Here is a 19,629-nt window from a genome sequence, read left to right as displayed (position 1 = left end):
TAGCGGAGTGTCAGATAAAACCTTATCAACTGACACTCCGCTATCGCGAGCAGGCTCACTCCTACAAGGATTATTGCGCCAGTTGGCGGCGCAGTTCGGCCAGTACTGGCGCCGTGTTGGGGCGCACACCACGCCACAAAAAGAACGCCTCAGCCGCCTGCTCGGCGAGCATCCCCAAACCATCCATCGACACCGCAGCGCCATGCTCGCTGGCCCAGCGGCAAAACGCCGTCGGTTCCTTGCCGTACATCATGTCGTAGCACAGGGTTTTACCCGGCTCGATCAGGCTCGGCGCAATCGGCGGCACATCACCGGTGAGGCTCGCCGACGTAGCGTTGATGATCACGTCCACCGGCTCGCGCAACCAGTCGAAACCACTGGCCGATACCGGCCCCAGATCGCAGAACAATTCCGCCAGCAGCTCAGCCTTGTCCACCGTGCGATTGGCGATGATCACCGACGCCGGTTGTTCCGCCAGCAACGGCTCCAGCGCCCCACGCACTGCACCGCCAGCACCCAGCAACAGGATGCGTTTGCCGCTCAGGCTGAAACCGGCGTTCACCGTCAGATCCCGCACCAGCCCGGCGCCGTCGGTGTTGTCGCCGAGCAAGGAGCCGTCAGCCAATTTGCTCAAGGTGTTCACCGCGCCGGCGCGTTGTGCGCGGGCAGTCAGGCTGTTGGCCAAACGATAGGCGTCTTCCTTGAACGGCACGGTGACGTTGGCGCCGCGACCTTCCTGGAAAAACGCCGTGGCGCAGCCGGAAAAATCGTCGAGCGGCGCCAGCAAAGTGCTGTAGTCGAGGCTCTGGCCGGTCTGCTCAGCGAACAGTTTGTGAATCATCGGCGATTTGCTGTGGCCGATCGGGTTACCGAAAACGACGTAACGATCCATCAGAAATCCTCAGGCCTCGGCCAACCAATCGCGGTCTTGCAGGAAGTACTCGGTCAAGCGCGCTTCCTCGCTGCCGGGCTCGGCCTTCCAGTCGTAACTCCAACGCACTTGCGGCGGCAGCGACATCAGAATCGATTCGGTACGCCCGCCCGATTGCAGGCCGAACAGCGTGCCACGGTCATACACCAGGTTGAACTCGACATAGCGGCCACGGCGGAATTCCTGGAACTCACGCTGCTGCGCGGTGAAAGCATCGTGTTTGCGCCGTTGCACAATCGGCAGATACGCGTCGATGTAGGCGTCGCCGATAGCGCGCATGAAAGCGAAACTGGTGTCGAAGTCCCACTCGTTCAGGTCGTCGAAGAACAGACCGCCGATGCCGCGCGGCTCGTGACGATGCTTGATGTGGAAGTAGGTGTCGCACCAGGCTTTGTAGCGCGAGTAGACGTCCGGCCCAAATGGCGCGCAAGCCTGTTGAGCAACGCGGTGCCAGTGGACGCAGTCTTCTTCCTTGCCGTAATACGGTGTCAGGTCGAAGCCGCCGCCGAACCACCAGACCGCTTCTTCACCTTCCTTTTCGGCGATGAAAAAGCGCACATTGGCGTGGGACGTTGGCACATGCGGATTGTGGGGGTGAATCACCAGCGACACGCCGAGGGCTTCGAAACCGCGACCGGCCAGTTCCGGGCGGTGAGCGCTGGCCGACGGTGGCAGGCCGCTGCCGAAGACGTGGGAAAAATTGACGCCACCCTTTTCGATCAGCGTGCCGTTCTCGATCACGCGGGTGCGACCGCCGCCGCCAGCAGGCCGGGTCCAGGCGTCTTCGACGAAGCGCGTGCCGCCGTCTTCGAGTTCGAGTACGGCGCAGATGCGGTCTTGCAGGTCGAGCAGATAGGCCTTTACGGCGTCGGTGCGGGTCGTCATGGCTTCACCTTGAATCGGGCGGCGCCCCGCAGGCGGGCGACGCAAATGGGCGCGTAGCATACCACCGCAGACTGGCGCGCCGCAGTTGACGAAGATCAAGCATGGGAGTTGGATAGGGGGCTCACGAAAGACCCAAGGAGAGCAGGCAGATGGCAAAGCGTATCCAGTTCCGCGCCCACGGCGGCCCCGAAGTGCTCGAATATGTTGACTACGAACCCGCCGCGCCCGGCCCCAATCAAGTGCGCGTGGCCAACAAGGCGATTGGCCTGAACTTCATCGACACCTATTTCCGCAGCGGTCTGTATGCGCCGCCCGCGTTGCCGTCTGGCCTCGGTGCCGAAGGTGCGGGCGTAGTGGACGCAGTCGGCAGCGGCGTGACCCGCTTCAAGGTCGGTGATCGCGTTGCCTACGGCAGCGGCCCGTTGGGTGCTTACAGCGAACAGCACGTACTGCCCGAAGCGAATCTGGTGCACCTGCCGGATGAAATCAGTTTCGAAACCGCTGCCGGGGTGATGCTCAAAGGCCTCACCGTGCAATATCTGCTGCGCCAGACCTATGAACTGAAAGGTGGCGAAACCATTTTGTTCCACGCCGCTGCCGGGGGTGTCGGTTCGCTGGCCTGCCAATGGGCCAAGGCCTTGGGCGTGAAGTTGATCGGCACCGTCAGCTCCAAAGAAAAAGCTGAGCTGGCCAAGGCCAACGGCGCTTGGGCGACCATCGATTACAGCCACGAAAACGTTGCCGAGCGTGTACTGGCGCTGACTGACGGCAAGAAAGTCCCGGTGGTTTACGACGGTGTGGGCAAAGACACCTGGCTGACGTCGCTGGACAGCGTTGCGCCGCGCGGTCTGGTGGTCAGTTTCGGTAATGCTTCGGGCGCGGTGGACGGGGTGAATCTGGGGATTCTCTCGGCGAAGGGCTCGCTGTACGTGACCCGACCGACCTTGGCGACTTATGCCAATAACGCTGAGAATTTGCAGCGAATGGCCGATGAGCTGTTCGAGATGATCATCAGTGGCAAGTTGAAGGTTGATATCAGTCAGCGCTATTCACTGGCTGAGGCGGCCAAAGCCCAGACCGAGTTGTCGGCTCGTCGCACCACAGGTTCGACCATTCTGATGCCTTGATTGGCCCCATCGCGAGCAGGCTCACTCCTACAAGGGAACGCATTCCAAATGTAGGAGTGAGCCTGCTCGCGATGGAAGCGACGCGGTCTTAAGCCGGGCGCACGATGTTGCCCGTGGCCAGATCACGAATCAGGCTCGGATTCTTGCGCCCACCCAATTCCCCGCCCAGCACCAGATCAATCTGCCCACGGAAATACTGCTCGACGCGCAACCGCGTGCGCGCCGCCGGGCGTCCCTGTGGGTTGGCCGAGGTCGAAATCAACGGCCCGACCATCGAACACAAGTCCCGCACCTGCGGATGATCGCTGACGCGCAGCGCCACGGTGTCGTGCATGCCCGTCACCCATTCCGGCAACAGGCCCTGATGCGGCACCAGCCAAGTGTTCGGCCCCGGCCAGGTGCTGGCCATGCGGTCGATCCACTCTTGCGGGAAGTCTTCGAACAGGAAGTCGAACTGGCGAATATTGTCGGCAACCAGAATCAGCCCTTTGACCACCGAGCGATTCTTGATCGCCAACAAGCGATCGACCGCTTCTTCGTTCCACGGGTCGCAACCCAGCCCCCAGACGGCTTCGGTTGGATAGGCAATCACCGCCCCGGCGCGAATCTCTCGTGCGGCTTGTTGCACACGCCAACTGTTGACCATGAAAAAACTCTCCGCAAACAGGTTTCGCGCAGTTTACCGATCTTCCTTGTAAAACCTAGCTCGTCCTGGCCAACCAGCGACCGTTTTCACACGCGGCGCGGCCATCCATTTCCAGCTCGGTGAGCGCCGCCAGCACTTTGGGCAGCGCCCAGCCGCTGCTGTCGGCCAACGCTTCGCTGGTGTGCGGCGCGGCGTGGAGCAGGGCGAGCAAGGGGTGATCGGCTTTGGGTGTGTCTGTGGACAAGGGTAAATGCTGCCAGCCACGCAACGCTTCGAGGATGTGTTCGATGGTTTCCACCAGCACCGCGCCGTCACGAATCAACTGGTGACAACCGCGTGCGCCGGGGTGATGGATGGAGCCGGGAATTGCATACACCTCGCGCCCCTGTTCTGCCGCCAGCCTTGCCGTGATCAGAGAACCACTGGCGACGCTGGCCTCGACCACCAGCACGCCGAGGGACAAACCGCTGATGATCCGGTTACGCCGTGGGAAGTTGCTCGCCGTCGGCCCGGCGTCCAGGGGAAATTCCGAAACCACCGCGCTGCCAGAGGCAATCATCGCGTCAGCTAGCCGTCGATTGCGCTGTGGATAAAAATTTTCCAGCCCAGTGCCGAGCACGCCAACCGTTAACCCACCCACATCGAGCGCGGCCTGATGCGCAGCGGCATCAATGCCCAGCGCCAAACCACTGTTAATGACAAAACCGGCCCCAGCGAGGCTGCGGGAAAACGCTGCCGCCGTGTCCATCCCCGGACGCGAAGCACGGCGACTACCGACCATCGCCAGTTGCGGATTTTCCAGAATCAGTGGATCGCCGGCCACGAACAACAGGGGTGGCGGATCGGGAATCTGCGCCAGCAGCGCCGGGTAATCCGGCTGATCCCACATCAACAAATGATGCTCCGGGCGCTCTAGCCAGCGCATTGCGTGGCTGGCGCCATCGCGTACTTCAGGGCAACGCCGTGCGTCGGCACTCGCCGCCGGCATGCCCAGGGAGCGCCAGGCGCTGGCCGGGGCGCTGATGGCTTTCGAGGCCGAGCCAAAGGCTTCGAGCAATTTGCTAAAACGCTTGGGGCCGATTTCCGGCAAGCGGTGCAGGCGCAGGCGCGCTTCCAGTTCCGCCGGGGAAAGCGGTGTACAGGCAGACATCATCATGGATCATCCTTGACCGTTATAAGCCCCGAACCATTCGGAACAAGCTGTGGATAACTCTGTTGGTAACTTGTGAAGCTTGCTTACGGATTTCGCACCTTGTCGAGCACCGCCAGCGAGCGCGATGCGTTGAGCACGAGGCCGTAGCTGAGTTTGTCGTAGGTGCGGAACACCATCAGCAAACCGGCGCGTTCATCGGGAATCTTCAACGGTTGACCAGTAATGCGATCGCGCACGGTTTCGCCGGTTTTCATCACCACCAGCACGTTGCCTTCGGCCAGACCATCGCGCTTGCCCTTGTTCAAGGTGACCACGTCCATCACGCCGATCTGGGTGACACCACGCGGCACGTCGATGATCACGCCGTTGATCTTGCTGGTCGGTGCGCTGGGCATGAAGGTCGAGTTGATCGAACGCTCTTCGCCGCTGAACAAGCGGTCACCGAGGCGCACTTCCTGGGTGGTGCGTTGCAGGGCGAGGGTGGCGACATCGCCTTCGGTGGCGACGATTTCCCCGCCACCGATGTCATCGGCGTTGATCCCGAGAAACTCCTTGGTCTCGGGATCGGTGTAGACCTTGCCCTGACGGAAGATGCCATAGACCGGTTGATTCGGATCGAAATGGCCGCGGGCGAAAATGCGGTCGCCAGTGCCGCTGAGTACGCGTTCGGCATCGCCGGCGACGATGTACGGTGCCTTGTCGAAGTCCTCGGCCTTGTCGACGATGCGGTTGCTCAGCAAGAAACTGTTGATCGATTTCAGCGGAATGCTCGGAATCGCCTCGGCCACCGGGCTGGTGCGGATCCGTGGCGAGAGCTTGATGGTGCCCCGCGACGCGCCGCGATTGAGCATCAGCTGTGGCTGGCCGTTGACGTAGCTGAGGGTCAGCGTGTCGCCGGGATAGATCAGGTTGGGGTTTTCGATTTGCGGATTGGCCCGCCACAGCTGTGGCCACTGCCAGGGCTCGCGCAGGTATTTGCCGGATATGTCCCAGAGTGTGTCCCCCGAAACCACCGTGTATTGCTGTGGAAAACCTTCCCTGAGTTGCACTTGCCCTTGCGCCACGCCAGCCGAAGCCAACAGCAGCAGGGCGAGTAGTGTTTTCCTCATGCAGTGAATCCCTTTATCATGTGCATTCGCGTGAACCGTCAGAGCCCCCGTGGCTCGCTTGTGCAAAATGCACAAGCTACGCTTCACAACGGTAGCCTGCATCTTCGGACCTGCCAGGCCATCGCCCGACTTTACTCAACGTGTGCAGCAATCAAAGCCTATGGCCATTTTAAACATCCTCGAATTCCCGGACCCGCGTCTGCGCACTATCGCCAAGCCTGTGGCTGTAGTGGACGACGAAGTGCGTCAGTTGGTCGATGACATGTTTGAAACAATGTATGAAGCGCCGGGCATCGGCCTTGCCGCGACCCAGGTCAACGTGCACAAACGTATCGTCGTGATGGACCTTTCCGAAGACCGCACCGAGCCACGGGTGTTCATCAACCCCGAGTTCGAATCGCTGACCGAAGAAATGGAGCAATACCAGGAAGGCTGCCTGTCGGTGCCGGGTTTCTACGAAAACGTCGATCGTCCGCAAAAGGTCAAGATCAAGGCGCTGGACCGCGACGGCAAGCCCTATGAACTGATCGCCGAAGGCCTGCTCGCGGTGTGCATCCAGCACGAATGCGACCACCTTAATGGCAAATTGTTCGTCGATTACCTGTCCACGCTCAAACGCGACCGGATCAAGAAGAAACTGGAAAAGCAGCACCGCCAGAACGCTTGATGCCCCTCTTCAAAGGCTTGCTGCGGCAAGCCTTTTTCTTTTTATGAGACTCCCTTCATGACTGAGCCACTGCGCATCGTTTTTGCCGGCACCCCGGAATTCGCCGCCGAGCACCTCAAGGCCCTGCTGAGCAGCCCTCACGAGATCGTTGCGGTCTACACCCAACCGGATCGTCCGGCCGGTCGCGGGCAAAAACTGATGCCGAGCCCGGTTAAACAGTTAGCGTTGGAAAATAATATCCAGGTGTTGCAGCCGCCGACTTTGCGCAACCCTGAGGCTCAGGCTGAACTAGCCGCGCTGCAACCGGACTTGCTGGTGGTGGTCGCCTACGGCCTGATCCTGCCGCACGTGGTGCTGGATATTCCACGTCTGGGTTGCATCAACAGTCACGCGTCGTTGCTGCCACGCTGGCGCGGTGCGGCGCCAATTCAACGCGCCGTGGAACACGGTGATGCCGAGAGCGGCGTGACCGTGATGCGTATGGAAGCCGGCCTCGACACCGGGCCGATGCTGCTTAAGGTCGTCACCCCGATCACTGGCGAAGACACTGGCGGCAGCCTGCACGACCGTCTCGCCGAGATGGGCCCACCGGCCGTGGTGCAAGCAATTGCCGGTCTGGCCGCCGGCACGCTGGAAGGCGAAGTGCAGAACGATGAACTCGCCACCTACGCGCACAAGCTGAACAAAGACGAAGCACGCATCGACTGGAGTCGCCCGGCGATTGAGCTGGAACGACTGGTGCGCGCCTTCAATCCATGGCCGATCACCCATAGCACCCTCAACGGTGAAGCGCTGAAAGTACTGGCGGCAACCATCGCTGACGGTAAAGGCGCGCCGGGTGAAATTCTCAGCGCCAGCAAGGACGGCCTGGTCGTCGCGTGCGGCGAACAAGCGCTGTGCCTGACCCGCCTGCAATTGCCGGGCGGCAAGGCGCTGAACTTCAGCGATCTGTTCAACAGCCGTCGCGAGAAATTCGCCGTCGGCACCATCCTCGGCGCAGCGGTGGACGCGCAATGAATCCGCGTCTGGCCGCCGCCAAGGCACTCGCCGCCGTGCTCAGCGGCAAAGCCTCGCTGAACAGCTCCCTGCCGACGCAACTGGACAAGGTCGAGGATCGCGATCGCGGTTTCACGCAGGATCTGGCCTTCGGCACCGCGCGCTGGCAGCCACGCCTGTCGGCGCTGGCCGAGAAACTCCTGCAGAAACCGTTCAAGGCTGCCGACGCCGATGTCGAAGCGCTGCTGCTGGTCGGTCTCTACCAATTGCTCTACACCCGCGTGCCGGCCCACGCCGCCATCGGCGAGACCGTCGGTTGCGCCGACAAGCTGAAAAAGCCTTGGGCCAAAGGTTTGCTCAACGCCGTGCTGCGTAACGCCCAGCGCGAAAGCGAAACGATTTTCGCCGAGCTGGAACGTGATCCGGTGGTGCGCACCGCCCACCCGCGCTGGCTGCAAAAATCCCTGAAAGCCTTCTGGCCAGAACAGTGGGAAGCCATCTGCGAAGCGAACAACGCGCATCCGCCGATGATCCTGCGGGTCAATCGCCGACACCACAGCCGCGACGCTTACCTCGGTCTGCTGACTGAAGCGGGAATCGCTGCAACACCGTGCGTGTACAGCCGCGACGGCATCATCCTCGAAGCTGCTGCCGACGTGCGCAGTCTGCCGGGTTTCGCCGAGGGCTGGATCAGCGTGCAGGATGAAGCCGCGCAACTGGCCGCCGACCTGCTCGATCTGGCGCCGGGCCAACGCGTGCTCGACGCCTGCTGCGCCCCCGGCGGCAAGACCTGCCACATCCTCGAAGCCGAACCGGCGCTGGCCGGCGTAGTCGCGGTGGATCTGGAGGCCAAGCGTCTGGTGCGGGTCAAAGAGAACCTTGAGCGCCTCGGTCTGAACGCCGAATTGATCGCCGCCGACGGTCGCGATACCGAGAAGTGGTGGGACGGCAAACCGTTCCAGCGCATCCTGCTCGACGCGCCGTGCTCGGCCACTGGCGTGATTCGTCGTCACCCGGACATCAAGCTGACCCGTCAGCCGGACGACATCGTCGCCCTCGCGCAACTGCAAGGCGAGTTGCTCGACGCCATGTGGAAAACCCTCGAAGTCGGCGGCATCCTGCTGTACGCCACCTGCTCGACGTTGCCAACCGAGAACACCGAAGTCATCGCCGCGTTCCTTGAGCGCACCCCCGGCGCCCGTGAACTGGATCTGGCCACTAGCGCCGGGATCAAACAGCCCCATGGTCGCCAATTGCTGGCCCAGCAGGGTGGGCATGATGGGTTCTACTACGCCAAGCTGATCAAGATCGCTGCCGCGCGCGGCTAAACGGATTCAACGGAGTGACTGGATGAAAATCATCATCCTCGGTGCGGGACAGGTCGGCGGTTCGCTGGCCGAGCATTTGGCCAGTGAAGCCAACGACATCACGGTGGTCGACACCGACGGCGAACGCCTGCGCGACCTCGGCGACCGCCTCGATATTCGTACCGTACAGGGCCGTGGCTCGCTGCCGTCGGTGCTGCGTCAGGCCGGTGCCGACGACGCCGACATGCTGGTGGCGGTAACCAACAGCGACGAGACCAACATGGTCGCCTGCCAGGTCGCCCACACGCTGTTCCACACCCCGACCAAGATCGCCCGGGTGCGCGAAGCGTCCTACCTCAATCGCGAGGAACAGCTCTTCCAGAACGAAGCGATTCCGGTCGACGTGCTGATCAGCCCCGAGCAAGTGGTGACCAACTACATCAAGCGTCTGATCCAGCATCCCGGTGCGTTGCAGGTGATCGACTTCGCTGAAGGTGCGGCGCAACTGGTGGCGGTGCGTGCCTATTACGGCGGGCCGCTGGTGGGTCAGCAACTGCGCCAGTTGCGCGAACACATGCCGAATGTCGAAACCCGCGTGGCAGCGATTTTCCGCCGTGACCGGCCGATCCTGCCGCAGGGCGACACGGTGATCGAGGCCGATGACGAAGTCTTCTTCATCGCTGCCCGTGAGAATATTCGCGCGGTGATGAGCGAAATGCGCCGTCTCGACGAAACCTACAAGCGCATCGTCATTGCGGGCGGCGGGCAGATCGGCGAGCGTCTGGCCGAGGCTATCGAAAGTCGCTATCAGGTGAAGATCATCGAGATGAGCCCGGCGCGCTGCCGCTATCTCTCCGACACCCTCGACAGCACCGTGGTGTTACAGGGCAGCGCGTCCGACCGCGACCTGCTGCTGGAAGAGAACATCGCCGACGCCGACATCTTCCTCGCGCTTACCAACGACGACGAAGCCAACATCATGTCATCGCTGCTGGCGAAACGGCTGGGGGCGAAGAAGGTCATGACGATCATCAACAACCCGGCCTACGTCGACCTGATTCAGGGTGGTGACATCGACATCGCTATCAGCCCGCAACTGGCGACCATCGGCACGTTGCTGGCCCACGTGCGCCGTGGCGATATCGTCAGCGTGCACTCATTGCGGCGCGGTGCAGCGGAAGCCATCGAGGCGATTGCCCACGGGGATGCGAAGTCGAGCAAGGTCATCGGCAAGCCTATCGAAAAGATCGGCCTGCCACCGGGCACCACGATTGGCGCGGTGATCCGCAATGCACAAGTGATCATCGCCCACGACGACACAGTGATCGAAGCGGGCGACCATGTGATTCTGTTCCTTGTGGATAAAAAGCATATTCGCGATGTGGAGAAGCTGTTCCATGTGGGGTTGAGCTTTTTCTGAGGTTGATCATTCCCACGCTCCGCGTGGGAATGCAGCCCGGGACGCTCTGCGTCCCAAGAGCGGACGCAGAGCGTCCATAGAGGCATTCCCACGCAGAGCGTGGGAACGATCACTGAAACGAGGGTGTAAAAGTGCTCGAATCCCTGGAAAAAATGCTCGCCAAGGGTGTGGATAACTCCCTTTTGCGCTTCGGTCTGGGTAAGGGCTATCTGGATCTGGGCGAAAACGCCAAGGCCGCCGAGCATTTCCAGCGCTGTGTCGGTTTCGACCCGAAGTATTCAGCGGCGTGGAAATTGTTGGGCAAGGCGCAGCTGGCGCTGGGCGACGTCGCCGCGGCACGCCAGGCATGGGAACAAGGTCTGGAAGCGGCCCGTGCCCATGGCGACAAGCAGGCCGAGAAGGAAATGACCGTGTTTCTGAAGAAGCTCGATCGTCAGGCGCAGTGATTCAGAGGTAACGAAGACCGATCCCGTCGGCATCCACCGTCACCACTTCCATTCGTACGCTTGGTGCGCCTGTGGGTAAACCCTGCACCTGGCCATAGACCACCGCACCTTTGGGTAACGATGCCAAGATCGGATGCTGCACAAACACCCCGGTAGGCGACAGGTTGCGCGTCTGCCCGAGGCATTCGCCGAAGCTGTCGTGGGTGATCTTGATGCGGAAGGATTTGCGTTGTTCGGACATCTTGTTGCGCCCTTTGATGAACGGTTGTGGATAACCTTACCAGTGAGGTTATCCACAGATCATGCCAATCAGTTCAATACCAGCGCTCTTCGCCCGGTGGACGTTTTTTGAAGCGCTTCATGCTCCACATATACTGGCTCGGATACGCCGCGACATAACGCTCGACGACTTTGCTCATCGCCGCGCAGGATTCGGCAGTATCGGTGCTGTACATGGCTTCGGGCGCCGCTTCGAGGATCACTTTGTAGCCAGAACCGTCGGGCAGGCGCAGCGCATGCAGGAACACGCCAACCGCTTTGCCACCGGCGAGCATGTTCGGTACGAATTTGCTCGTCAGTGCCTGAGTGGCGAAGAACGGCACGAAGATCCCGGCGGATTCGGCCGGTTCCGGGTCAGCGGGGATGCCCACTGCACCACCTTTGCGCACTTCCTTGATGACGCTGAGAATGCCTTCCTTGGTGGAAGCAGCGACCTTGTTGCCCAGTTGCACGCGCTGTTTGCGCAGCAATTCATCCACAGCCTTGAGCTTCGGCGGACGATAGAAAATGATCGGTTTGCACTGGCTGCAATAGAAGTGGTTGAGCACTTCCCAGTTGCCGAGGTGGCTGGTGATGCCGACCACGCCTTTGCCCGAGGCCAAGGCGTCTTTCAGTACGTCGAGGCCTTCGACTTCGCGTACCAGATCGATGGAACGCTGCGCCGGCCAGATCCACGCGCAGGCGCTTTCGGTCAGCGACTTGCCGATGTCTTTCAGGCTCTGCCCGACCAGACGCTCACGTTCGGCCGGATCCATCTGTGGAAAACATTTGGCGAGGTTGATCCGCACCACGTCGCGGGAGCGGTTGGGGGTTTTCCACATGATCCAGCCGATCGCCGAACCGACGGCCTGCACGGCCCGCCATGGCAGGAGGGCAAACAGCCGCAGAGCGCCTACCAGCAAGGCGCCTTTAAACTTTTCCACAGGTCACTCCTGATCTTGTGCGGTGCGCGAGGCGGCCATTCTAACCGCCGATGGCGAGCTGCGCGTAGCGGTCGCAGTCCTGGGTGTGATCCATGACCATGCCCGAGGCCTGCATCAGCGCGTAGCAAATGGTCGGTCCGACGAACGTGAACCCGGCCTTTTTCAGGGCTTTGCTCATCGCCAGCGCTTCGGGGGTGATCGCCGGGACTTCGCTGCGATCCTTGAAATGATTGATGATCGGTTGGTCGTTGACGAACGACCAGAGAAAGGCCACCGGATCCTCCAGCGCCAGCCAGGCCTGGGCATTGCGCCGGGCGGCGTTGAGTTTGAGGCGGTTGCGGATGATTCCCGGATCGAGCATCAATTCGTCGATTTCGGCATCGCTCATCTGCGCGACGCGCTGTACGTCGAAGCCGAACAGCACCTCGCGATAACGCTCGCGTTTGCGCAACACGGTGATCCACGACAACCCGGCCTGGAACCCTTCGAGCAAAAGCAACTCGAACAAACCCTGCGCATCGCGTAGCGGCGTGCCCCACTCCTGGTCGTGATAAGCCATGTACAGCGGATCTTCGGTACACCAAAAGCAGCGTGGCATAAGGCTCCAGGGGGCGTGCGCAGCAATGAATCGGGTATACTCCCGCTCTTTAAATCGCAGCCCAAGAAACAGGTGAATTTCGTGAGCCAGCCTACGCCAGCCGTGCGTACCTTCCAAGACTTGATCCTCGCGCTCCAGCAATACTGGGCCGAGCAAGGTTGTGTGGTACTTCAGCCCTACGATATGGAAGTAGGCGCCGGCACTTTCCACACCGCGACCTTCCTCCGTGCCATCGGCCCGGAAACCTGGAACGCCGCTTACGTGCAGCCAAGCCGCCGTCCGACTGACGGCCGTTACGGCGAAAACCCGAACCGTCTGCAGCACTACTATCAGTTCCAGGTCGTGCTCAAGCCGAACCCGGACAACTTCCAGGAACTGTACCTGGGCTCCCTCAAGCATGTCGGTCTGGACCCACTGGTTCACGACATCCGCTTCGTCGAAGACAACTGGGAATCGCCGACCCTCGGCGCCTGGGGTCTGGGCTGGGAAGTCTGGCTGAACGGTATGGAAGTGACTCAGTTCACTTACTTCCAGCAGGCGGGCGGCATCGAGTGCTACCCGGTGACCGGCGAGATCACATACGGTCTCGAGCGTCTGGCCATGTACCTGCAAGGCGTGGATTCGGTCTACGACCTGGTCTGGGCTGACGGCCCGATGGGCAAAGTCACCTACGGCGACGTGTTCCACCAGAACGAAGTGGAGCAGTCCACTTACAACTTCGAACACGCCAACGTCGACAAACTGTTCGAACTGTTCGACTTCTATGAAGGCGAAGCCAAGCGCCTGATCGAACTCGACCAGCCGCTGCCGTTGCCGAGCTACGAAATGGTGTTGAAGGCCTCGCACACCTTCAACCTGCTGGATGCGCGCCGGGCGATCTCGGTGACCGCGCGTCAGCAATACATTCTGCGCGTACGCACCCTGGCGCGTTCCGTTGCGCAAGCCTACCTGCTGGCGCGCGCCAAGCTGGGCTTCCCGATGGCGACCCCGGACCTGCGTGACGAAGTACTGGCCAAGCTGGAGGCTGCACAATGAGTGCGCAAGATTTTCTGGTTGAACTGGGCACCGAAGAACTGCCACCGAAAGCCCTGAACACCTTGGCTGAGGCGTTCCTCGCCGGTATCGACAAGGGCCTGCAAGCCGCTGGCCTGAGCTACGAGACTAAAACCGTCTACGCCGCGCCGCGTCGTCTGGCTGTGCTGATCACCGCGCTGGCCACCCAGCAACCGGATCGCAGCATCAACCTCGACGGCCCGCCACGTCAGGCCGCGTTCGACGCTGAAGGTAATCCAACGCAAGCAGCACTGGGTTTCGCCAAGAAGTGCGGCGTCGATCTGAGCGAAATCGACCAGAGCGGCCCGAAACTGCGTTACAGCCAGAGCATCGCCGGCAAGCCGACCGCGAGCCTGCTGCCAACCATCGTCGAAGATTCGCTGAACGACCTGCCGATCCCGAAACGCATGCGTTGGGGGGCGCGCAAGGAAGAGTTCGTGCGTCCGACCCAATGGCTGGTAATGCTGCTCGGTGACCAGGTCATCGATTGCACCATCCTCGCGCAGAAGGCTGGCCGTGACTCCCGTGGTCACCGTTTCCATCACCCGGAAAGCGTGCGCATCGGTTCGCCATCGAGCTACCTCGCCGACCTGCGTGCCGCTTACGTACTCGCCGATGCCAATGAGCGTCGCGAAATCATCAGCAAGCGTACCGAAGAGCTGGCCACCCGTCAGGAAGGCACGGCAATCGTTCCGCCGGCACTGCTCGACGAAGTGACCGCGCTGGTTGAATGGCCGGTGCCGCTGGTGTGCTCGTTCGAGGAACGTTTCCTCGACGTGCCGCAAGAAGCGCTGATCACCACCATGCAGGACAACCAGAAGTACTTCTGCCTGCTGGATGCCGACGGCAAGTTGCTGCCACGTTTCATCACTGTGGCCAACATCGAAAGCAAAGACCCGCAGCAGATCATCGCCGGTAACGAAAAAGTGGTTCGCCCACGCCTGACCGACGCCGAGTTTTTCTTCAAGCAAGACAAGAAGCAGAAGCTCGAAGCTTTCAACGATCGCCTGAAAAACGTGGTGTTCCAGGAAAAACTCGGCAGCGTCTACGACAAGGCCGAACGCGTATCGAAACTGGCTGCGTACATCGCCGCACGCATTGGCGGCAACGCCTCGTGGGCTGCCCGTGCAGGCCTGCTGTCGAAGTGCGACCTGGCCACCGAAATGGTCGGCGAGTTCCCGGAGATGCAAGGTGTCGCCGGTTATTACTACGCCCTCAATGATGGCGAGCCGGAAGATGTCGCGCTGGCGCTGAACGAGCAGTACATGCCACGCGGTGCCGGTGCAGAACTGCCAGCGACCCTGACCGGTGCAGCCGTTGCCATCGCTGACAAGCTCGACACCCTGGTCGGTATCTTCGGTATCGGCATGCTGCCAACCGGCAGCAAAGACCCGTATGCCCTGCGCCGTGCGGCACTTGGCGTGCTGCGTATCCTGATCGAGAAGAAGCTCGATCTGGACCTGAACGACGCCGTGGCTTTCGCCGTGAATGCGTTCGGTGCCAAGGTCAAGGCTGCCGGCCTCAACGAGTCCGTGCTGGAATTCATCTTCGACCGCCTGCGTGCGCGTTACGAAGACGAAGGCGTTGACGTGGCCACCTACCTGTCGGTTCGTGCCCTGAAGCCGGGTTCTGCGCTGGACTTCGATCAACGTGTACAAGCGGTGCAAGCCTTCCGCAAATTGCCGGAAGCGGCAGCGTTGGCAGCGGTAAACAAGCGTGTATCGAACCTGTTGAGCAAAGTCGAAGGTTCGGTGCCGACCGAGGTGCAAGCCAAGTACTTCGACAACGCCAACGAGTTCTCGCTGTACTCGGCGATCCAGCAAGCGGATCAGGCTGTACAGCCGATGGCGGCAGCGCGTCAGTACAACGAATCGCTGGCCCGCCTGGCGGCATTGCGTGAGCCGGTGGATGCGTTCTTCGACGCGGTGATGGTCAATGCCGACGACGCCAATGTGCGGGCCAACCGTTACGCGCTGCTGGCGCGTCTGCGTGGCCTGTTCCTCGGTGTTGCCGACATCTCGCTGCTGGGTTGAGGGATTGCTGTTGAAACTGCTGATTCTCGATCGGGACGGAGTGATCAATTACGACTCCGACGCTTACATCAAGTCAGTGGCGGAGTGGATTCCGTTGCCCGGCTCGATCGAAGCGATTGCGCAGTTGAGCAAGGCCGGCTGGACGGTGGCGGTCGCCACCAACCAGTCGGGCATTGCTCGCGGCTATTACGACCTCGCCACCCTCGATGCCATGCACACGCGCTTGCGCGAGCTGGTGGCGGAACAGGGCGGTGAGGTCGGGCTGATCGTGTATTGCCCGCATGGGCCGGACGAAGGCTGCGATTGCCGCAAGCCGAAACCGGGGATGTTGAAAACCATCGCGGCGCATTACCACGTCACGCTTGCCAATGTCTGGTTCGTCGGCGACAGCCTTGGTGACCTGGAGGCCGCCAAAGCCGTCGACTCACAGCCAGTTTTGGTAAAGACCGGAAAAGGCGAAAAGACTCAGGGCAAAACCCTGCCGGTTGGCACTCTGATTTTTGACGATCTGGCGGCGATTGCCGCAGAACTTATCCACAACTAGAGTACTTCTGAAATTCCTGACCAGGGATTGATCGGGAGTGCGCTTGAACACTCGGGCATTGCCCCGTAACGGTAAACGTCACTATGTCGATACTGCGGGCCATCAGAATTTTTCTCTTTTACCTGCTGCTGGGCACCACCTCCCTGCTGTGGTGCAGCTTGAGTTTTTTTATCGCGCCGTTTCTGCCGTTCAAGGCGCGATATCGGTTTATCAACGTGTACTGGTGCCGTTGCGCCTTGTGGTTGACCAAGGTGTTTCTCGGTATCCGTTACGAAATCAAAGGTGCGCAAAACGTACCTGACCGGCCCTGCGTGATTCAGTCGAACCACCAGAGCACCTGGGAGACATTCTTTCTCTCCGCTTATTTCTCGCCGTTGAGCCAAGTGCTCAAACGCGAACTGCTGTACGTGCCGTTCTTCGGCTGGGCCATGGCCATGCTGCGACCGATCGCGATTGACCGCGACAACCCGAAGGCTGCGTTGAAACAAGTCGCGGCCAAAGGTGATGAGCTGCTCAAGGACAATGTCTGGGTGCTGATCTTTCCGGAAGGCACACGCGTTCCTTTCGGCACTGTCGGCAAGTTCTCCCGCAGTGGCAGCGCTTTGGCGGTAAATGCGGCGCTTCCGGTACTGCCGATTGCACACAATGCTGGCAAGTTCTGGCCGAAAGTCGGCTGGGGCAAGAAGTCTGGAGTGATCACCGTGGTGATCGGTGAACCGATGTATGCCGAAGGCACTGGCCCGCGCGCCATCGCCGAGTTGAACGACCGCGTGCAAGCCTGGAACGAGAAGACTCAGCGTGAAATGGGCTCGCTGCCACCGTCCCCGCAGGCACCCGTTGCAGATGAACAAGTGCCGGCCTGACATTTTGTGGATAACCTGTGTACGGTTTTGTTGAAAATGCCTGAATTTTTATCTTAAGTGATTGATCTGCTTATATATTTCTCAAGCTCATAAAACCTTGTAAAACGTGCATAAGTTTTTTTCGGATGTAAAAAAACCGGCTGATATAGCCGGTTTTTTTGTGCCTGTTCACTCGGGGATCAGCGGTATTTCAAGCAGGAACGTGGTGCCGTGATCGACCACGCTGCGGCATTCGATAATGCCGCCATGGTGATCCACCACCGCTTTGACCATCGACAGGCCCAGCCCCACGCCATCGATGCCTTGGGCAGAGGAAAAGCGCCGGTACTGGGTGAACAGATCAGGCAGTTCTTCGGCAGCGATGCCTTTACCCTGATCGGTCAGCTCACAGCACAGCCATTCTTCGCCGCAGCTGACACGCAGCTCTATCGTGGTGTCAGCCGGGCTGTACTTGATCGCGTTTTCCAGCAGATTGAATAGAGCGCGGGTCAGTAGGCCTTGGTCAGCACTGATCAGGCACTCCTGGGATGGCTCGTCCATGTCATGCAGCAGTTCGATGCGTTTTTGCTGGGCAATGGGCAACGCCTGATCCATCACGTCCAGCACCAACATCGCGAACAGCGTCGGCTGAAAGTGGTAAGCCTCGGATTCGGCCCGCGCCAGCAGAACAAACCCATCGGTCAGATCCAGCGCGCGGCGCACCTGCCGTTCAATCTGATCGAACAATGGTCCATCAGCCCCCTCTTGGTGACGATGGACGTCGAGCAGGGCGAGGATCGCTGAATGCGGAGCGCGCAAGTCGTGGGAAAGAAAGCGCAGTAACACGCTACGTTGCTCCTCGGCCGCACGTTCAGCGCTGAGGTCGGTCAGGCTCAACAGCCAGCCAATCGGCGTGTCGCCGTCAACCGGCAGCAGCGCAGCACGTTCCAGACGCAAACTGCGCTCCTTATCATCGCGAAACTCCAATAGAGGCAGGGCGGACAATGGCGGGCGCTGGTCTGTGGATAATTCCGGATAGCCGATACGGGCGAGCTGACCCAGCACATCGTCGCCCACCAGAGGGTCATCGAACAGCGCGCGAGCCTTGCGGTTACCCAGCAGGATCTGGCCCTTGGGATCACTGATCAGCGTAGCGACAGGCAGGTACTCCAGACCATCGGCGATGAAACGCCGGGTATCGCGGGTTCGGCTCATGGCCTGCTCAAGCGCCATGATCTGGCCCTGCAAACGATCAGCGCCGGTGAATTGCGAGCGACGGCGTTCGGGGAACACCTTCGGTTCGCTGTCGAGCCGCGCCAGTTCCCAACCGAAATAGGTCAGCACCACGCTCAGGCGCCGCCAGTTCCAGATCAGATAACCGAACAACATGCCCAACACCGCCGGTGTTGGCGACCACCAACGGCGCATCTCAGCTAAGCCGGCACTGGCGAGCAGCGCGCAGGCCATGCCGATCAACGTAATCCACAGCGCCCATCGCGGACGCCAGAGCAGCAGCCCGAGAATGCCAGCCACCATGACAACCGATAACAATGCGCCTGATGGCGGAGTTGCATCGTGCAAGTTGATTTGCGCGCGATAAGACAGCAGTGCAGTCAGCGGCAACAGCACTAGACTTATCCACAACCACTCGCGCACCAACTGACGAAACAGGCGCTGCACCTGACTCGGTTCTCGGCTTTCCCGCCGACGATCATGGTTCATGAGGAAAAAGGGCAGGGCAGTGTGAATGGTTTCATAGGCCACAGGTCTGAGACGTAGACCGAAGAATCATAGCGGACGTCGACCAATGGCGGGCTGCTTACTTTCAAGGCGATGATCAAGCGACTATGGTTGACGCCCAACTGCCCAAGCAACAAGGAATCATCGCGAATGCGCGTTGCGATACTGGACGACGAACCCGCCGAACTGCGCCGGGTCGAGCAAACCCTGCAGCAAATGGCCGATGCCGGCGAGCAGCCGTGGTCACTGCACAGCTTCGAACGCGGTGAGGACCTGCTGCGGCAATTGCGTCGGGAAACCTTCGACCTGCTGATCCTCGACTGGCAACTGCCCGACCTCACCGGCCTGGCCCTGCTGCGCTGGACTCGCGAGCATATGGAAGCGCCACCCGCGGCGATCATGCTGACCAGTCGCGATGGGGAGAGTGACATCGTGCAGGCGTTGAATGCGGGGGCTGATGATTATGTGAGCAAACCGTTTCGGCCAAACGAACTGAAAGCGCGAGTCACCGCCGTGCTGCGTCGGCACAGCCAGCAACGTGCGGCGGCGACGGAAGTGCTGAGCTTCAACGACTTGACCTTCGACGACGCCGAACTGACCGTCACTCGCGAAGGCAAGCCGATTGTCATGACTGAACGCGAGTATCGACTGGCGCGGTGTCTGTTCAGCAATCTCGGCCGACCGTTGTCGCGGGATTATCTGTATGAGCGGTTTTGGCCACACGAGGAAATCGCGTCGTCACGACCGCTGGATACGCATATCTATCGTCTGCGCAACAAGCTGGGGCTGACGGCGGATCGGGGTTGGCAGTTGCTGACGATTTATGGGTATGGGTATCGGTTGGAGAGTGTTTCTGCAGCCTCCGAGTAAAGATCAAAAGATCGCAGCCTTCGGCAGCTCCTACACCGATTTCTGTAGGAGCTGCCGCAG

General features: G+C 60.6%; 20 protein-coding genes. 11 read left to right on the top strand and 9 right to left on the bottom strand.

Annotation, left to right across the window (positions count from 1 at the left end):
- Positions 1-70: 70 nt before the first annotated feature.
- Together aroE and hemF are read right to left on the bottom strand one after the other, a co-directional pair.
- On the bottom strand, positions 71-892 hold the full coding sequence (aroE, locus tag EJA71_RS02840; RefSeq protein WP_158954129.1) for a shikimate dehydrogenase: 822 nt from the start codon (positions 890-892) through the stop codon (positions 71-73).
- Between the two features lie 9 nt (positions 893-901).
- Positions 902-1,816: an oxygen-dependent coproporphyrinogen oxidase gene (gene hemF, locus EJA71_RS02835; RefSeq protein WP_158954127.1), complete on the bottom strand. Its 915-nt coding sequence runs from the start codon at positions 1,814-1,816 to the stop codon at positions 902-904.
- A 149-nt stretch (positions 1,817-1,965) separates the two neighbouring features.
- Between hemF and EJA71_RS02830 the strand changes: the two genes are divergently transcribed.
- Positions 1,966-2,943, top strand: coding sequence for an NADPH:quinone reductase (locus tag EJA71_RS02830; protein WP_158954125.1), 978 nt, complete (start codon positions 1,966-1,968; stop codon positions 2,941-2,943).
- A gap of 88 nt (positions 2,944-3,031) precedes the next feature.
- Here EJA71_RS02830 and EJA71_RS02825 read toward each other — a convergent pair whose 3' ends face one another.
- The 3 genes from EJA71_RS02825 to EJA71_RS02815 all read right to left on the bottom strand — a co-directional run bounded on the left by EJA71_RS02825 (position 3,032) and on the right by EJA71_RS02815 (position 5,851).
- Entirely contained in the window at positions 3,032-3,589 is a 558-nt protein-coding gene (locus EJA71_RS02825; protein ID WP_158954124.1) for an L-threonylcarbamoyladenylate synthase, read from the bottom strand.
- A gap of 55 nt (positions 3,590-3,644) precedes the next feature.
- Complete coding sequence (gene dprA / locus EJA71_RS02820) at positions 3,645-4,745, bottom strand: DNA-processing protein DprA (protein ID WP_158954121.1); 1,101 nt, start codon at positions 4,743-4,745, stop codon at positions 3,645-3,647.
- A gap of 80 nt (positions 4,746-4,825) precedes the next feature.
- Positions 4,826-5,851, bottom strand: coding sequence for a LysM peptidoglycan-binding domain-containing protein (locus tag EJA71_RS02815; RefSeq protein WP_158954119.1), 1,026 nt, complete (start codon positions 5,849-5,851; stop codon positions 4,826-4,828).
- Positions 5,852-6,011: 160 nt separating this feature from the next.
- Between EJA71_RS02815 and def the strand changes: the two genes are divergently transcribed.
- The 5 genes from def (at position 6,012) to EJA71_RS02790 (ending at position 10,687) form a co-directional block, all read left to right on the top strand.
- Entirely contained in the window at positions 6,012-6,518 is a 507-nt protein-coding gene (def, locus tag EJA71_RS02810; RefSeq protein WP_064116564.1) for a peptide deformylase, read from the top strand.
- Between the two features lie 57 nt (positions 6,519-6,575).
- Positions 6,576-7,535, top strand: coding sequence for a methionyl-tRNA formyltransferase (fmt, locus tag EJA71_RS02805; RefSeq protein ID WP_158954117.1), 960 nt, complete (start codon positions 6,576-6,578; stop codon positions 7,533-7,535).
- On the top strand, positions 7,532-8,842 hold the full coding sequence (rsmB, locus tag EJA71_RS02800) for a 16S rRNA (cytosine(967)-C(5))-methyltransferase RsmB (protein WP_158954115.1): 1,311 nt from the start codon (positions 7,532-7,534) through the stop codon (positions 8,840-8,842). Before fmt ends, rsmB begins: the two co-directional genes overlap by 4 nt.
- A 22-nt stretch (positions 8,843-8,864) precedes the next feature.
- Entirely contained in the window at positions 8,865-10,241 is a 1,377-nt protein-coding gene (trkA, locus tag EJA71_RS02795) for a Trk system potassium transporter TrkA (protein ID WP_158954113.1), read from the top strand.
- A gap of 152 nt (positions 10,242-10,393) precedes the next feature.
- On the top strand, positions 10,394-10,687 hold the full coding sequence (locus EJA71_RS02790) for a tetratricopeptide repeat protein (protein ID WP_178113645.1): 294 nt from the start codon (positions 10,394-10,396) through the stop codon (positions 10,685-10,687).
- A 1-nt stretch (position 10,688) separates the two neighbouring features.
- On the opposite strand, the gene EJA71_RS02785 is transcribed toward EJA71_RS02790, so the two are convergent.
- From EJA71_RS02785 to EJA71_RS02775, 3 genes are all read right to left on the bottom strand, one after another.
- A complete protein-coding gene (locus EJA71_RS02785; protein WP_158954109.1) occupies positions 10,689-10,928 on the bottom strand; it encodes a PilZ domain-containing protein in 240 nt (79 codons plus the stop codon).
- Positions 10,929-11,001: 73 nt separating this feature from the next.
- Positions 11,002-11,889: a lysophospholipid acyltransferase gene (locus EJA71_RS02780; RefSeq protein ID WP_008084359.1), complete on the bottom strand. Its 888-nt coding sequence runs from the start codon at positions 11,887-11,889 to the stop codon at positions 11,002-11,004.
- Positions 11,890-11,929: 40 nt separating this feature from the next.
- Positions 11,930-12,487 carry a DNA-3-methyladenine glycosylase I gene (locus EJA71_RS02775; protein WP_158954107.1) on the bottom strand — a complete coding sequence of 186 codons (558 nt, stop codon included), beginning with the start codon at positions 12,485-12,487 and terminating at the stop codon, positions 11,930-11,932.
- Between the two features lie 81 nt (positions 12,488-12,568).
- On the opposite strand from EJA71_RS02775, the gene glyQ reads away from it, so the two are divergent.
- The 4 genes from glyQ (at position 12,569) to EJA71_RS02755 (ending at position 16,980) form a co-directional block, all read left to right on the top strand.
- Complete coding sequence (gene glyQ / locus EJA71_RS02770) at positions 12,569-13,522, top strand: glycine--tRNA ligase subunit alpha (protein ID WP_034152298.1); 954 nt, start codon at positions 12,569-12,571, stop codon at positions 13,520-13,522.
- Positions 13,519-15,573 (top strand): glycine--tRNA ligase subunit beta, encoded by a 2,055-nt coding sequence (glyS, locus tag EJA71_RS02765; RefSeq protein ID WP_158954105.1) that lies wholly within the window; start codon positions 13,519-13,521, stop codon positions 15,571-15,573. Before glyQ ends, glyS begins: the two co-directional genes overlap by 4 nt.
- A 4-nt stretch (positions 15,574-15,577) precedes the next feature.
- Complete coding sequence (gene gmhB / locus EJA71_RS02760) at positions 15,578-16,117, top strand: D-glycero-beta-D-manno-heptose 1,7-bisphosphate 7-phosphatase (protein ID WP_178113644.1); 540 nt, start codon at positions 15,578-15,580, stop codon at positions 16,115-16,117.
- Between the two features lie 83 nt (positions 16,118-16,200).
- Positions 16,201-16,980 (top strand): 1-acyl-sn-glycerol-3-phosphate acyltransferase, encoded by a 780-nt coding sequence (locus tag EJA71_RS02755; protein WP_158954101.1) that lies wholly within the window; start codon positions 16,201-16,203, stop codon positions 16,978-16,980.
- 168 nt (positions 16,981-17,148) lie between these two features.
- Here EJA71_RS02755 and EJA71_RS02750 read toward each other — a convergent pair whose 3' ends face one another.
- Complete coding sequence (locus EJA71_RS02750) at positions 17,149-18,681, bottom strand: HAMP domain-containing sensor histidine kinase (RefSeq protein ID WP_158954099.1); 1,533 nt, start codon at positions 18,679-18,681, stop codon at positions 17,149-17,151.
- A 168-nt stretch (positions 18,682-18,849) separates the two neighbouring features.
- Between EJA71_RS02750 and EJA71_RS02745 the strand changes: the two genes are divergently transcribed.
- Positions 18,850-19,569, top strand: coding sequence for a response regulator transcription factor (locus EJA71_RS02745; protein WP_158954097.1), 720 nt, complete (start codon positions 18,850-18,852; stop codon positions 19,567-19,569).
- Positions 19,570-19,629: the final 60 nt, after the last annotated feature.

The sequence above is a fragment of the Pseudomonas sp. PB106 genome (genome assembly GCF_009764645.1).
GTDB lineage: Bacteria > Pseudomonadota > Gammaproteobacteria > Pseudomonadales > Pseudomonadaceae > Aquipseudomonas.
Note: the sequence above shows the minus strand (reverse complement) of the source record. Positions and strands in the feature narration are given on the sequence as shown.